We start from the raw sequence: 16,193 nt of genomic DNA, 5'->3' as shown, positions 1-16,193 counted from the left end.
ATTTTACAAGGGTTTTGTGCTTTATCAGATTGATTTTTGTTCCATATTTTGGAAAAAAGTCTTTTTTTGGTAATGTTGAGTAATGAAATGTGGGTGTTTTTTGAGAAATAGTTTTTAAAACAAGTTAAGATGTAATTTGTTTCATTGCCAACTACTTAAATAAACAAATGCTCATTAGAATCAGAGTTCCAATGAGCATGAGTGGAGTTTATAATTTTTTTATTGTCAATAATTCCTAATCGAGTTGTGTCAATAATTTTCTTTCGTTTATAGAAAAAGTTTTTCCGATAATTTCTTTGTATGCAACTAAAGATTCTTTTTTAGAAAGTAATTGTAAACCTTGGCGTTTATAAAGATTTTTTGTGCTCACAGAGGTGCCATCGATTTCTACTGTAAAACTTTCTGAAAATGTAGTAGAACGAATAATGATTTTGTGATACAATTCCTTTTCAAAAAGGGGCTCTTTACATTCAAGTGCAATTAGTTGATTTTGGTTTTTGTCTTCTACAACAGTATACGTTTTGTAACTGCTTAACAATAGAAGTAATAAAATGGATAGTATAGTTGTCTTCATCCTAGAAGTAATTTGGATTTTATAAAAAGATATTGAGTAGTCGTTTGGCTATGTTTGGATTTGATTTGTTGAGTGCTATTTTGACATGATGGATTTTATCAATGATGTTTGTCAATTTTTCACACACAGCATTGTCTTTTACGACGTAGTCAAAAGCACCATGTTTTAAAGCATCTACGGCAATAACGATATTTTCTTGCCCAGAAACCATTACCACGTAGATGTTAGGATTTTGATGTTTGATTTTTTTCAACACCTCAAATCCAGATAGGTCTCCCATATCGTAATCCAAAAAAATAATATCAGGGTTTAGGTCAAGATTGTCTAAACAATCATTACCATTGCTGAAATGCGTAACATCAGTGAAGTCTTGGTTTAAAAGATACTGCTCATATATATTGGCACAAAAGATATCATCGTCAACAATAAAGAATTTGAATTGCGGTTTACTTTCCATAGGTTAAAATTTTGTATCCGCAGTACTAATTTTAAGCCAAAAACCGCGAGCCCCTATGAATTAAGGAAACTTATAATTTTTGTTTCTTTTTTTTTTCCAATATTTGGAAAATATTCCAGTGGTAAATGGAATTATTCTTTCAATTCATTGCTTTTAAGTTGTGCTATTGCCAATGTTAAAGTGGATTTTATGGTATAAAACGAAGCTTTAATTTTCTCTTTGTTCGTTTCTATTTTTACTGTGCTTTCAAAATTTATCATTTCAGGTAGTATGCGAGATATACCTAGACTTTCTACACTTGGTTTTATTTTGTGTATCAATCTGCTTACTTCATTATAGTTTTCTTCGTCAATCGCAACTTCTATATCTTCCAGAATTTTAGAAGTTTGTTCAATAAAAATGCGAATCATTTTTTGAACAAAATCTATGTTGCCTCGACTTAAATTTCTTAAAATAGATAAGTTGTAAATTATCTCTTCGGTTGTTTCTGTAGAATAATTTAAGTTGTTTTTTGTAGGATTCACCGTTAATTTAGCTATGGTTTCAATTAATAAAAATTCGTCGAAAGGTTTTGTTACATAGTCATCCATGCCTGCTTTTTTACAGTTATCTATTTCTGTTTTAAAGGCATTTGCAGTCAAGGCAATTATGGGAGTATTCAGTTTAAATTCGTTTCTTATGATTTTTGTGGCTTCAATACCATCCATTTCGGGCATTTGAATGTCCATTAAAATAATGTCATAGGTGTTCTTTTTTAATAGTTCGAGTGCTTCAATTCCATTTTCGGCCTCAGTAACTTTACAATTAAAGTATTGCATAGAATTTTGTAGCACCATTCTATTCATTTTATTGTCTTCAACCAACAATATTGATAGTCCAGAGATATTGACGTCAAGTTCTGTTTTGTATTCTTTTATTTTCTCAGGATTTCCTTTTTCTAAAGGCAGAATGATGTTAAAAGTTGTGCCTTTTCCTTTTTCACTTTCAATAGTTATTTCACCATGCATTAATGCTATTAATTCTTTTGTGATGGCCATTCCCAAACCAGTTCCTCCAAATTTTCGGGTGACTGCCTTATCTTCTTGGGAGAATTTTTTGAAAATGGTTTCGACATAACTTTTATCCATTCCTATACCTGTATCGGTAATTTTGATAAGGATTTTTTGTATTGTAGGTCGGTCAATAAGCACTTCACATTTTAAATCAATTTTTCCCTTGCTGGTAAATTTTATTGAGTTCCCAACTAAGTTGAACAAGATTTGTTCTATACGAAGGGAATCGGCGTTGAAAACGGGAAAGGTCATTTTTTCTATGTTTGCATTGAGTCGTAATCCTTTTTGTTTTGCCAATGGTTGTAGAACTTTAACAACTTTATCTATAGATTCAGCAAAAAAGAAATCTTCTTTTTCAAGTTCCATTTCGCCGGCTTCTATTTTAGAGATATCGAGAACATTGTTTAATATGGCTAATAAATGGCGTGAAGCAATTGTGCTATTGTCAATGTATTTTTTTTGTAATTCTGTTAGTTCTTGTTTTGCTAATTCTCTTAGAAAACCAATAATTGCATTTAGAGGAGTTCGGATTTCATGACTCATGTTTGCTAAGAATACCTCTTTGGCTTTAGAGGCATCTTCTGCTTTTTGTTTTTGTTTGTTGAGTTCTATTTCGAGTTGTTTTTGTTCGGTTATGTCAAGATGAATACCTACTGAGCCTACCAAATTCCCTTGATTGTCATAGTTTGGAGCACCACTGATGGCCCACCATTTTAAATCACCTCTGCGATCTCTTATGGGAATTTGATAGACATCCGAAACGCCTTGAGCACGCAATTCTTTTTTGTGTTGCAACTTGTCAAAATTTTCCCCAAAAACAAATATTTCTGATGGATTTTTGCCCAACAAATCTTCTACGTCATAACCCGACATTGCGGCAAAACTCTGATTCGCAAATTGAATTATTTCATCATTATCCACTTCAATCAGCCCAAGGTTCATATTAGAAATAATATTGCGGTATTTTTCTTCTTGGTTTTTGAGTTTGTTTTCTGCTTTTTTTCGTTCAGAAATGTCTTGAATGAAGGAGCAAAAAAAGGATTCTCCGTTTAGTTGTAAAGGAATAATGGCAATTTCAATTGGAAACTCTTCACCTTGACGGTTAACTGCGGGGAGTTCGATATTTTTATTCAATACTGGACCTTCGCCAGTAGCTAAGTAATGTTTCATACCATTATTATGCCCCTGACGGTGTTGTTGAGGTATAATCGTTTCGGTTAATGTTTTTCCTAAAACTTCTTCTTTCTTCCAACCAAAGATTATTTCGGCTTGGGTATTCCAAAAAGTGATGATTCCTTTTTGGTCAATAGTGATTATCGCATTCAATGAGGAATTCATAATGTTTCTGCTGCGCTCCTCACTTTGTTCCAAAAGAATTTGGTTATGGATGCGCTCCGTAACGTCGGTATATTTCCAAAGATGCCCTTTGTATTCTTGTTCGATGATAATTGGAATATAGTCTCTTTCGTAAAAAAGATTGTCTTTGGTTTCAATCAAATCTCGAATAACAATTTTCTTTTCAGCAATGATTTCATTTACTCGATTGACAAATTGTTCTTCATCTTTAAAAAGAAGTTTTGTGTTGTTTATTAATACTTTACAGTCTTTTCCAATCATTTCGTTTGGTGAAAGAGTAATGTGGCGCATATCACAAAATAGTTGGTTGGTAAATACAATTTTACGATCCATATCTTCTACCAAAATACCCGATTGAAGGTTTGCCAAAAGTGTTTGCAATAAAACCAAATTTTCCGAAAGTTGGTTTTCGGCTTCTTTTCTTTTGGAAATATCCTGAAGGAAGGCACAGAAAAAGGTTTCTCCATTTTGGGTAATAGGAATAATTGAAATTTCTGCCAAGAATTCGTCTCCTGATTTATGAACACCAATAAGTTCAACATGTTTGTTTAGAAATTCGTTATGCCCTTCTGTTAGGTACTGATAAATGGATTGTTCCCAAAGTGCTTTATTTCGAGCAGGAATCATGAATTCAGTAAACACTTTTCCTAATACTTCATTGGGTTTATAGCCAAATGTTTCTTCAGCTTGATCGTTCCAAAAAGTAATTTTACCTTTGTCATCTACAGTAACAATAGCATTCAACGAGGAGTTCATTACAATTCGGCTGCGTTCTTCACTTTGTTCTAATAGAATCTGATTTTGGATACGTTGGGTAACATCAGTGTATTTCCAGAGATGGCCTTTGTACTCTTCAGCGATATAGATGGGTATATAATCTCTTTCATAAAAGTGACCATCTATTGTTTCTAAAAGTTCATTGGTAACGACCTCTCTGTTGGTTAGAATACGAGTTATGCCCTCGCTAAATGCTTCTGGATCTTTAAAAAAATGTTTGGATTGCTCTGCCGAATTAGTACAGTCGACACCAACCATAGCTTCTGGACTGACTGGAATTGCAAACATTTTGCAAAACAATTCATTGGTAAAAAGAATTATTCTATTTTCATCTTCAACCAAGATACCAGAACGAAGGTTCGCTAATAGTGTTTTTAATAATTCTACATTTCGTAAGAGATTCTTTTCTGTATTCTTTCTCTTCTCAATTTGTTGGTTTAAGTATTTAGAAATAAATAGGATATCGTCTACGGCATCATCTGGTTTTATTGTTTTGTAATCGTCTTCTAAGGCTTCTAGACTATCATACAAATTAGCAATAGATTTTTGTTTGAGCTCATATTCTTTTTTTAAATCTTGATTGATTTCATTGTATTCTTTTTCACTTTCTATAAAAGAATGGTTCATCAAATCTTTATCTCTTTCATAAGACGAATAAGAGTCATTAACTGCATTCAAAAAGGCTAATACAGCCGGATCTTGCATGTAGTCGGCAGAGAGATGTTTGTTGATTTGCTTTTGTAAAAGTTTGTGAAGGTCTGCCATAGATTAGAGTTCATTAAGACACGTGATAGTCATGGTTTGATTGTGCAATTCACATCCAGAAAAAGGACGCAGCGGAGAAATCTCACCATAGGAGTAAAATCCAGTTAGCAAAGTGGTATTGCTTAATATATCAGAAACAGCCTCTACCTCTTCGTCTATGCGGTTGCTTAAAATTACCTTTCTTCCTACACAGCTGATCAGTAAAGCCAGTTTGGTAGAATTTTTATTCATACTTATGCAGTTACTAGCGGCATCACTTGCTGCATCTATGAGTTTGTCAAAGTTAGCTTTCATGAATCTGACTTTGCTACCAAGGGGCAGGTCGCCAGCAAAAGTCATGGATTGGTTTTGTTCGTCTATAGATAAAATCGTTCTAACAATTAGGTCATCTTTGTCATTAAGTTTTATTGAAAGTGGAAATAACAAAGCGGAGCCAGGCAATTCTTCCGCATATTTTCCGAGGTATTTTTTATATAAATCCAACACGTTTTTATGGTCAATTTCATAAAGAACATTTCTATCAGATTTGGTAACTGTACGTTCTAATCCAAAACTTTCCCAGCCGCCAATCGAACCGTGGGATACTTGAAGTTTTTCTCCATAAAAACCTATAGCTATAACTTTCCCCGAAGTAGGTACTTGATTTAGACCCACAAATGTTTTTTCAAATTTGGCACCATCACCAGCAAGGCCACCGGTAACCAAGACTTTACTTTCTGTAGCTTCGTTAATTCCTTTTACGAGTTCGCTACCGTTAACTTTTCCACCGTCTGAAAGTACAAAAATCAATTTGAGCGTCTCTTTAGGCAACTTAGTTACTAAAGCATGTCCGGCGTCAAAGCTATTGTTATAATCTTCTATGTTTACCTCAGAAGTAGCAATTTTTGTATCTGCAAATTCTATTGCAATAAGAGAAATAGTATTGTCAAATACTTCTTTATCAAATATTTCCCCAGCAGATGAGGCCATTGCTAAAGTGGCATTTGGGAATTTTTCTCGGATGTTTGCAAAATTATTTTCATCAGAAACTAATGCGCTGGCACCAAAACCAATAACTAAATTAGCATCTTTTACTTGTAATTGTTCTTCGTTGATTTCTTTGACAAAAATTTCATTCTCGTATAAAAAGGAAGCTACTTTCATAAAATCATTTTTTTAATTCAACCGTTTGTAAAAGATTGTATATGGTCGATTTACCAATATCAAGTTTCTTTGCAGTTTTGAGCACATCATTGTTGTTTTTTTTCAAAAAATAGAGAATGATATCTTCTGTATACTGCTTTAATGTTTTTTCTTGAGATAGGAACAGATCATTCGAATTGATGCTATTAAAGCTTAAGTCATTCGCTGTTATTTCGTTGCTGTCGCACATCACACAAGCCAAATCAATTACGGATTTTAATTCTCTTATATTTCCAGGAAAGGCATATTTAAGTAGTTTATCCTTTGCGTCTTTAGACAAGCCAAGGGTTGCCATTTTGTTTTCTTTTGCAAACAACTCTATAAAATGTTTTGCCAATAGTAAAATGTCATTTTCTCGTTCTCTCAGCGGAGGAAGTTCTATCGGTAATCCTATGATTCTGTAGTAAAGGTCTTCTCTGAAATTTCCTTTTTTAACTTCTTGAGCCAAATCTCTATGAGTAGCAATAATCAAACGGGCATTGAATTTTATTTTGGTTGTGCCACCTAATCGAACAACTTCTCTTTCTTGTAAAACACGCAATAATTTGCTTTGAAGATTCAAATCCAATTCCGCTATTTCATCCAAAAAGATGGTACCGCCGTCAGCTTGTTCAAATTTTCCAGTTTTTCGTTCATTGGCTCCAGTAAAAGCTCCTTTTTCATGGCCGAAAAATTCGCTTTCGACTAATTCCTTTGGAATAGCAGCCATATTTACTGCAACAAAAGGTTTGTTTTTGCGGTCAGAATTATAGTGTATCGCGTTGGCAACAACTTCTTTTCCTGTTCCGGTTTCTCCAGTTATAGAAACATTGATATTGTTGGATAAGGCTTTGTTTATTTTATTAAAAACATTTTTAATGGCTATACTCTGCCCAATGATTGTTTTTTCAAAACTGAATTTTTGCTCTAATTTTTCTTTTAGAATTTCAACTTCTTGAACAAGATTTCGGTTTTCTTTTATTTTTAGAATGGAATTCCAAAGTAAATCTTTTGAATGTGCGCTTTTAACAATATAGTCCGTCGCACCAGATTTTAGGAAATCTACAGCTACGCCAATATCTTCTTGTCCACTAATAATTATTATTGGAATGCTGTTGTTGATTTCTTTAATGCGTTTTAGCAATATATCACCCGTCATATCGGGTAACCCAAAATCCAAACAAATGATATCGGGTTTTTGATGTAAATTGTTAAGGCATTCTTTTGCAGACCCGTATAGAAAAACCGTAAAATCTGGATTTAACTTTAGATGGTATTTTAAAGTTTCTCCAAAGAAAGGGTCGTCTTCAACTATGAAAATTTTTAACTCTTCCATAAGATTTGAGGATAATTTCTATCTAAGTTAGTAAAAATTAAGATATTACGTCATTCTTTTGTAAGATTTTTTTTTGAGAGTAATCGTTGTTTTAAAAAAATCTTTCGATTACTTTTAATAATTATTATATTTTGATGAAGTAATAGTTTGCAAAAACGGACTATCCAATTTAGGCATTACTTTTGTTAAGGTATTTTAGTGATAACCCCAATAAGGTTTTGATAAACAAAAAAATAATTATTCTAGTAACATAGTATTATAATGAAAGAACAAATCAAAAAGTTTTTAAACGAAGAGCAAGACCCAAAGGCAATCGAGAAAATTACAACCAAGCTCAACGATATTTTAATGAAAAACGAAGAGGTAGGTTATATTGCGGTTCAAAAGAAACCCGCTTTGACTGTTTTGCCTGATAGTATCGTTTTGACCAATAAAAGAATTATCATTTGCCAACCCAAAAACTTAGGGCTTTCAATGCATTTTATTGATTATACTTGGGATGAGGTTGATGGAGCTTTTGTAAAAGAAAATATTTTAGGTTCAGAGTTTACTTTCTCTACCAAAACAGAATTGCAAGTAACGATTGATTACATTCCAAAAATTCAAGCGCGCAAAATTTACACTTATGCAAAAGAACAATTGGATAGTTTGAAAAATGGAGCAACCACTCCAATCGCCGATGCAGTAATTACTCCCGAAGCTGAAATTGTGGAAGAAGTAGAAACAGAAGAAGTAACAAATTTTGCTGAGATTATGCCAACAACAACCACTCACGAGGCTAGTTTTGTAACTGAATCAGAGCCTGTTTCTAGTGCCGGTTTGAACCAAGAAGAATTGTTTGCCAAATTACAAAACTATAAAAAGCTATTAGACAATGGTTTGATTCTGCAAGGCGAGTACGATGCCTTCAAGAAAGAAATCTTGAGTCAGATGTAATCTTTTCGAATTAAAAGGAAGTGCCCTGTTTTGTTTATTCAAAGCAGGGTTTTTTTATGACTTTTTTTGTTGTGTAACATAAGTTACTGTTCGCTAACGGTATGAAGGCTAACTTTGTAGGGTAATATTAAATCAATTCATTATGACTACAACGGTAATTATTGGTGGAAGTTTTGCTGGAATGACTGCTGCACTTGAAATAAAACGAAAAGGGAAAGACCAACACAAAGTAATTTTAATAGATAAATCACCCTTATTTTTATTCATCCCTTCTTTAATTTGGGTTCCTTTTGGGAGAAGAGATATCAAGGATATTTCATTTAAGAAAGAAGGAATATTGACCAAAAAGGGAATCGATTTTGTAAACGAAGAAGCCACAAAAATTGATGCCACAGCACAAATTGTATATACAGACAAAGGAGAATACCATTACGATAATCTTGTTATAGCCACTGGGCCAAAAGTAAAATATGACATAGCTCCTGGAGTTGAAGAGTTTTCGCATTATGTGGGTACACCCAATGGAGCGATGAAAATTAGAACAGCTTTGCAAGAATTCAAAAAGAATCCTGGACCAATCGTTATTGGTGCTACTCAAAATGCGGGTTGTATGGGTGCGGCCTATGAGTTTTTATTCAATATCGAAAAATGGTTACGAGAAGAAAACATTCGTAAAAAAGTTGATTTGTACTGGATTACACCAGAAGATTATTTGGGACATTTTGGGATAGATGGTATGCCAATGGGCGAATCTATGCTGAAAGGATTTATGAAAATGTTCAATATTCATTATAGAACCGAAGTTGGAGTAAAAGAAGTTCAAAAAAACAAAGTAATCTTAACGAACGATGAAGAACTGCCTAGTGATTTTACTATGTTGATGCCGCCTTTTATTGGAGTAGATTTGGTGACCAATTCTCCTGATTTGCATGCTACACCAGCGGGTTATATTCCTGTAGGAGATGATTATCGTCATCGTGATTACAAGAACATTTGGGCAGCAGGAATTGCTGTTGATGTGAAATTACCTTTTACACCTAAATCCGTTCCTTTTGGTTCTCCCAAAACAGGTTATCCTTCTGATGAAACTGGAAAAATTGTAGCCGAAAATATTATTCGAGTTGCCAAAGGTCAAGCCCAATTAATCAAAAAAGAATGGGGAAGAATACCTGGACTTTGTATTATGGATGCTGGAAAAAAAGAAGTGATTATCTTTTCAACTTCTTTGTTTAAACCACGAACTTTTGCCATTATGATTCCGAACATTATTTTCGATTTTAATAAAGTGATTTTAGAGAAATATTTTCTTTGGAAAAGCAAAAATGGTTATGCCTTTTTACCCTAAATCGTTGTTAGTTTTATAAAAAAAACGTCCGTAAGGACGTTTTTTTGTGAGATTATAGTAGATTACAAAGTACTTTTTTGCTTTTCCACAAAAGTATTGGATTGTAATTCCAATAAATCTGTTGCGTTTTTTCGTTGCAATTCATACAGTTTTTTATCTTCTGCAATATCCGCATATACTTTGTCGTGCATACTGGCGCTGGTTTGTACCAAAAGAGTACGTTGGTATTTGTCCTGTTCAATTGTAGCTTTTAATGCTGTTTCGAGGTCTTCTAGTTTATAATCATATTCCCCTTTGGGAGATAATAATTTGGCAATAATAGGCGAAGTTTCTATAGCTAAAAATAGCAACATAATGAAAAAAGAAGGCAACCAAGGCAAACTATTCAAAGCATTGATTCTCGCCATTAGTCCATCAAAACCATCAATAATAGGTTGGGTTTGCGTTACCTTTTTGTCCAAATCGGCTTCCAGTTTTTTGTTTTCTTTTTCTAGAACGGCAATTTTAGCCAAATTGGTTTTTTGTAAGGTATCTAATTCTTTCTTTGACATATCGTGTTTGGCAATTTTTTCCTTAAAGACAGGGCCTTTACCTAGTTTTTTGGTGCCAGCCGTTCCTTCGGCTTCAGCAATGTAGGTTTCATAAAGGGTATTGACTTCTTTCTCTTTAGTAGAAATCTCTAGTTTTAACTTATCTACTTCGGCTTTGTTTTTATCCAAATCGGTTTTGAAATAGTCAGCGACTTCTTTTTTGTTTTTCAAAGCCATCGCATTTTTCTCTTTCAAAAGCACCGTGTTGATTTCTTTTTCGAAGATTTTAATTTCTAACGGTTTTGAAATCACAATCGCAATGATGATTGCCAATAAAATACGGGGAGTAGCTTGCAAAAATTCGGCACTTAGCTTGTCTCTTTTTCTAATGGTCGATACAATAAATCGGTCCAAGTTAAAAATAAGTAAACTCCAAACTAGCCCAAAAGCGATTGCTGGATATACACTATCGAAAACAATAAATAAGGCATAGGCACTCGCCAAAAAAGCCATCACAGCTGTAAAAAACACGGTGGCTCCAATACCTACAAATTTGGTTTTTTCACCTTGGGAGCAACCTTCTAGCAGGTTTTTGTCAGCTCCTGAACATAAAATAAAAAAGGATTGTAACATGATTGATTGATTTTTTGATTGATGAGTACAAATTTAACGCCAAAAATGATTCAAACGATAAATTACTGATTGTATTTTAGTTGCAAATGCTTTTTTTGGGTATTTCCTTCAAATGTTACGGCTATGTTGTAACTAAGTTATAGCTGTGTTAGGGTTGTGTTACGAAAGTAAGCTAGTGTTGTTGAATCGTAACAAATTGTTAAAACCTGCGTAAAATTGTGTTAAATAATTCAGCTTAGTTTTGCATTTTAACCATTAAATACTTGTATGAAAACAAAATTACTGTTGCTGTTTTTCTTTACTTTTCTATTTTCTCAGGCTCAAAAAGGGGTGATTTCTGGAAAAGTTGTTGATGTCGATGATAAGTTGCCTTTGCCTGGAGCTTTGGTACAAATAGTTGGTATGAATAAATATGCGGTTACTGATTATACTGGGCGCTATGAATTTTTAAATCTATCCCCAGGAAATTATAGTCTTCAAATTAAATATATGGGATATTCTTCTGCAACCAACGAAGTACAGGTTAATGAAGGTAAAAATGCAGTTGTAGATTTCAGCCTAAAAGCAGCAGGAACAGAATTGAATGAAGTGGTGGTTGGTGATATCTTAAAAGGACAAGCGAAGGCTTTGAATCAACAAAAAAACAATAAAAACATTGGTAACATAATTTCTTCTGATCAAGTAGGACGTTTTCCAGATGCTAATATAGGTGATGCCTTAAAAAGAGTTTCGGGTGTGACTATGCAATACGATCAAGGTGAGGCTAGAAACATTATCATTAGAGGTTTGGCGCCATCTTTGAACTCAGTGAGTTTGAATGGTGACAGGATTCCTTCTGCCGAAGGGGACAATCGTAATGTACAAATGGATTTGATTCCATCGGATATGATTTCTACTATAGAGGTAAACAAAACGCTTACTTCTGATATGGATGCTGATGCGATTGGTGGTTCTGTGAATTTAATTACGAGAGCAACACCGAACAAAGAACGTATTTCTGCAACATTGGCGGGCGGTTATTTACCTATTCGTGAAAAAGGGAGTTACACTGCTGGTTTTGTATACGGTAATCGTTTTATGGATTCTAAACTTGGAGCAGTTCTAAGTGCTTCGTATAATAATGTAGATTATGGATCTGATAATATCGAAAACGAATGGGTAAAAGATGAATTCGGTAATGAATTTCTACAAGCTACAGAAATTAGAAAATATGATGTACAAAGAATTAGAAGAAGTTCTTCTTTGGCTTTAGACTATAAGTTTGATGATAACAACTCTATTTTTGCGAACGCAATCTATAATTGGAGAGATGATAAAGAAAATCGATATAGAACTACTTATGACGATATCGAAGCCATTTATGACGCGGTTGATACCCAAAAAATTATCGGTTATGAAGGAAGAATAAAACGTCAAACCAAAGGTGGAGTTGACAATAATAGAAATGATAACCGTAGATTAGAAGATCAACGTGTGCAAAACTATTCTTTGAGAGGAGAGCATTTGATTCATTCCACTCTAGATTTAGATTGGTCTGCTAACTATTCTAAAGCAAGAGAATACCGTCCAGGTGAGCGATATATTGAGTATCGTCAAAAAGGAGTGGATATGACTCAAGATTTTTCTGAAAGTAAATTTCCATTATTGACTACTTCAGGTGAATCTATCGCTAAATTCAAATTTGATTCGGTTACCGAAAATACAGACGATACTAGCGAAAGTGAGTTTGGAGCAAAAGTTAATATTCGTGTACCATTTACCGTAGTTCCTTCTCAAAAAGGAAGACTTAGAGCAGGTTTAAGATTAAGAATTAAAGAGAAATCAAGAGACAATAAGTTTTTTGCCTACGAGCCAGTGAACAGCGGTATGGGACTTTTGACTGATGTTAACACGGTTACTTTTGATGGAAAAGGATTCAATCCTGGTGCTAAATACATACCAGGAACATTTGCTTCGGCTGCTTACTTAGGAAAATTAGATTTGAACAATGCTTCATTATTTGATAAAGAAGAAGATCCTGCCGAGTTTTTGACGGTAAATTACAATGCCAAAGAGAAAATTTATGCAACTTACTTAAGATGGGACCAGGATTTTAATGATAAACTTTCTATGGTTCTAGGATTTCGTGTAGAAAATACTAAAATCGATTATACAGGAAACCGAGTATTAGATGAAGAAACTTTAGAAGGTCAAATCAATAATACCAATTCGTATACTAATCTTTTGCCTAGTTTGACCTTACAATACAAAGCCAACAAAGATTTAGTTATTAGAGCGGCTGCGACTACAGCTCTGGCAAGACCTGATTATTATGCCTTAGCGCCTTATGTAAATAATATTGCTGCTGATAGAGAAATTGCCGCTGGAAATCCAAACTTGGATGTGACCTTTTCTAATAATTATGATTTGATGGTAGAAAATTACTTTAAATCTGTTGGGATTATTTCAGGAGGAGTTTTTTATAAAAAGTTAGATGATTTCATTTATAATTTTAGTGATAATCAATATACCACCGAGAAGTTTGCAAAAGATTTTCCAGGTCAGGCAAATCCAATTCCAACAGGTGAAAATTGGTCATTCATTCAGCCAAAAAATGGAGACAAAGTAAACGTATTTGGTTTTGAAGTGGCTTTTCAGCGTCAGCTAGACTTTTTACCAGGTGATTTCTTGAAAGGTTTTGGTATCTACTTGAATTATACTTACACCAATTCAGAAGCAAAAGGAATTGCTGACGAAGATGGAAATGAACGTAAAAATATCAGTTTACCAGGAACTGCACCTCATATGTTTAACGGTTCTTTATCTTGGGAAAACAAACGTTTTTCAGCTAGAATTTCTACTAATTTCACCTCAGATTATTTAGACGAATTAGGTTCTGAGGCATACAATGATAGTTATTATGACAAACAGTTCTTCTTAGATGCTAATGCCTCATTTAAGATAACTTCAAAATTGCGAATTTTTGCCGAAGCGAATAATTTAACCAACCAACCATTGCGTTATTATCAAGGTGCGGTTGCGAATACCAAACAAGTCGAGTACTATCAAGCTCGATATAACTTCGGGTTGAAGTTAGACTTGTAGTTTGTTGTCAGTAGGTGTTTTGTTAAACAAACAGGAAGTCTTTCCTGTTTGTTTTTTTTAATTTAGAGTAATGAAGAAAATACTATTTTGTTTGTTTGTGACACAACTGCTTTGTGCGCAAACGCCAGCCCTAAGAGAATTGTCGGGTTACAAAGGAGGCTATTTGTCGCAATTGCAACAATCCGATAAAAGCTTGAATTTTTTATTGATGGGAGATTTTGGCCGCTATGGTCAGTTTTACCAAAAGGAAGTAGCTACCCAAATGGGAAAAGCAGCTGCTACTCTCGATTCTAAATTTGTGATTACAGTGGGAGATAATTTTTATCCTAATGGTGTTCGAAGCACACAGGATTATTCGTGGATGGCGTCTTTTGAATCGGTTTATACGGATTATAGTTTGCAAAACGATTGGTATGTTACTTTGGGAAATCATGATTACAGAGGTAGTTTGAAAGCGCAAATTGATTATTCGATCGTAAGTAGACGTTGGCATCTGCCTTCAACCTATTACAAAAAGATGATTGAATTAGAAGATGGTAATAAACTGTTACTTTTGGTTATGGATACTTCGCCATTTATAGACAGCTATTATAAAAAAGGTACGGATATGTATGATAATCTTATAGCTCAAGATACCACAGCACAAAAGAAATGGCTAATTAAGGAGTTGGAAACGAAAGATACTGCTGTAAAATGGAAAATAGTCGTTGGACATCATCCCTTATATAGTGGGGGCAAAAGAAAAGACAGTCCAGAAACTAAGAGTTTTGAAAGTAAATTTGCCACTATTTTTGACACCTATAAAGTAGATGCTTATTTCTGTGGACACGAGCACGATTTGCAAATTATTAAGCCTAAAAATCGTTACACCACTCAGTTTTTGTCGGGTGCTGCCTGCGAAGTAAGACCTTCTGGAACTCGTGAAGGGACTTTGTTTTGGGCTGAAAAAGCTGGATTTATGACTTTTTCTGTAACCAAAGACCAATTATTGGCGCAAGTGGTCGATGCTGAGGGTAATGTGATTTTTAAAACGAATATTGATAAAAAAAAGTAAAAAATGAATAAATATAGTAGTTTGATAGTGGTTGCCGCTTTTGTAACATCTTGTTCCAGTTCATTAGCGCCTTTGCGAAAAGATGGACTTAAACCAACAGTAGTAACCGAAACCGTTTTGCATGATACCGATGATCCAGCCATTTGGATTCATCCAACAAATCCTCAAGAAAGTCTTGTTATTGGTACAGATAAAGATACTGATGGTGGTTTGTATGTGTTCAATTTACAAGGCAAAATCATAAAAAAATCAGAAACCATCAAGAGACCTAATAATGTCGATATTGCCTACGGTTTACAGATTGATGGCGTAGTAACTGACATAGCAGTAACTACAGAACGTGAAACGAAAAAGATTCGCATTTTTAGCCTGCCCGACTTGAAGCCTTTGGATAACGGTGGTATTCCTGTTTTTGAAGGGGAATTGGAGAGAGATCCAATGGGAATTGCAATCTATACACGTCCATCAGATAAAGCGGTTTTTGCAATTGTAGGTAGAAAATCTGGACCTTCAGGTTCATATTTATGGCAATATGAATTGAAAGGAACTTCGAATGCTAAAGTAGAAGCTACTTTGGTGCGTAAATTTGGTGCTTACAGCGGGAAAAAGGAAATCGAAGCCATTGCAGTTGATAACGAGTTGGGAGCAGTTTATTATTGCGATGAGCAATTTGGAATTAGAAAATACAAAGCCGATCCTGGATTGAATGACAATCAAGAATTAGCGTTGTTTGGACAAAAAGATTTTAAATCCGATCATGAAGGAATGGCCATATATAAATCTACTACTACTACGGGATATATTTTGGTTTCCAATCAACAAGCCAATTCTTTTATGGTGTATACAAGAGAAGGAAGTAACGGCAATCCTAATGATTATAAACTATTAGCAGAAATACCAACTTCTACCATAGAATGCGATGGTGCCGATGTTACGGCTATTAATATCGGAAAACCTTTTGATAAAGGATTGTTTGTAGCTATGAGCAACGGAAAGACGTTTCACTTTTACGACTGGAAAATCATTCAAGAAGCTATTGATAAGCATAAAAAATAAAAGGCTGTGTTTGTAATAAAAAAGAGCTGTTCTTTACGGAACAGCTCTTTTCGTTTTGGTTGGTTTATTTTGGTTTT

General features: G+C 34.2%; 11 protein-coding genes. 5 read left to right on the top strand and 6 right to left on the bottom strand.

The window, feature by feature from the left end; translation table 11 throughout:
* Positions 1-235: 235 nt before the first annotated feature.
* From FLAVO9AF_RS10270 to FLAVO9AF_RS10250, 5 genes are all read right to left on the bottom strand, one after another.
* The gene (locus tag FLAVO9AF_RS10270; RefSeq protein WP_159688035.1) at positions 236-574 is read right to left on the bottom strand and encodes a hypothetical protein; all 339 of its coding nucleotides are present in this window, start codon (positions 572-574) and stop codon (positions 236-238) included.
* A gap of 19 nt (positions 575-593) precedes the next feature.
* Complete coding sequence (locus FLAVO9AF_RS10265; protein ID WP_159688031.1) at positions 594-1,031, bottom strand: response regulator; 438 nt, start codon at positions 1,029-1,031, stop codon at positions 594-596.
* 131 nt (positions 1,032-1,162) lie between these two features.
* Positions 1,163-4,981, bottom strand: a complete 3,819-nt coding sequence (locus FLAVO9AF_RS10260; protein ID WP_159688028.1) for a PAS domain S-box protein — start codon at positions 4,979-4,981, stop codon at positions 1,163-1,165.
* Positions 4,982-4,984: 3 nt separating this feature from the next.
* Positions 4,985-6,124 (bottom strand): FIST signal transduction protein, encoded by a 1,140-nt coding sequence (locus FLAVO9AF_RS10255; protein ID WP_159688025.1) that lies wholly within the window; start codon positions 6,122-6,124, stop codon positions 4,985-4,987.
* A gap of 4 nt (positions 6,125-6,128) precedes the next feature.
* Positions 6,129-7,478: a sigma-54 dependent transcriptional regulator gene (locus FLAVO9AF_RS10250; RefSeq protein WP_159688022.1), complete on the bottom strand. Its 1,350-nt coding sequence runs from the start codon at positions 7,476-7,478 to the stop codon at positions 6,129-6,131.
* Between the two features lie 261 nt (positions 7,479-7,739).
* Here FLAVO9AF_RS10250 and FLAVO9AF_RS10245 point away from each other — a divergent pair, with 261 nt between their 5' ends.
* Together FLAVO9AF_RS10245 and FLAVO9AF_RS10240 are read left to right on the top strand one after the other, a co-directional pair.
* A complete protein-coding gene (locus FLAVO9AF_RS10245) occupies positions 7,740-8,414 on the top strand; it encodes a PH domain-containing protein (RefSeq protein ID WP_159688019.1) in 675 nt (224 codons plus the stop codon).
* 142 nt (positions 8,415-8,556) lie between these two features.
* Positions 8,557-9,759, top strand: coding sequence for an NAD(P)/FAD-dependent oxidoreductase (locus FLAVO9AF_RS10240; protein WP_159688016.1), 1,203 nt, complete (start codon positions 8,557-8,559; stop codon positions 9,757-9,759).
* 62 nt (positions 9,760-9,821) lie between these two features.
* Here FLAVO9AF_RS10240 and FLAVO9AF_RS10235 read toward each other — a convergent pair whose 3' ends face one another.
* Entirely contained in the window at positions 9,822-10,922 is a 1,101-nt protein-coding gene (locus FLAVO9AF_RS10235; protein WP_159688013.1) for a DUF4407 domain-containing protein, read from the bottom strand.
* A 267-nt stretch (positions 10,923-11,189) separates the two neighbouring features.
* Here FLAVO9AF_RS10235 and FLAVO9AF_RS10230 point away from each other — a divergent pair, with 267 nt between their 5' ends.
* The 3 genes from FLAVO9AF_RS10230 to FLAVO9AF_RS10220 all read left to right on the top strand — a co-directional run bounded on the left by FLAVO9AF_RS10230 (position 11,190) and on the right by FLAVO9AF_RS10220 (position 16,116).
* Positions 11,190-14,006, top strand: coding sequence for a TonB-dependent receptor (locus FLAVO9AF_RS10230; protein ID WP_159688010.1), 2,817 nt, complete (start codon positions 11,190-11,192; stop codon positions 14,004-14,006).
* A gap of 70 nt (positions 14,007-14,076) precedes the next feature.
* Positions 14,077-15,060, top strand: a complete 984-nt coding sequence (locus FLAVO9AF_RS10225; RefSeq protein ID WP_159688008.1) for a metallophosphoesterase — start codon at positions 14,077-14,079, stop codon at positions 15,058-15,060.
* A 3-nt stretch (positions 15,061-15,063) separates the two neighbouring features.
* Positions 15,064-16,116: a phytase gene (locus FLAVO9AF_RS10220; RefSeq protein WP_159688005.1), complete on the top strand. Its 1,053-nt coding sequence runs from the start codon at positions 15,064-15,066 to the stop codon at positions 16,114-16,116.
* The last annotated feature ends 77 nt before the right edge of the window (positions 16,117-16,193 follow it).

Source organism: Flavobacterium sp. 9R (assembly GCF_902506345.1).
In the GTDB taxonomy this organism is placed as follows: Bacteria; Bacteroidota; Bacteroidia; order Flavobacteriales; family Flavobacteriaceae; genus Flavobacterium.
This window is presented reverse-complemented; position numbering and strand designations above follow the sequence as displayed.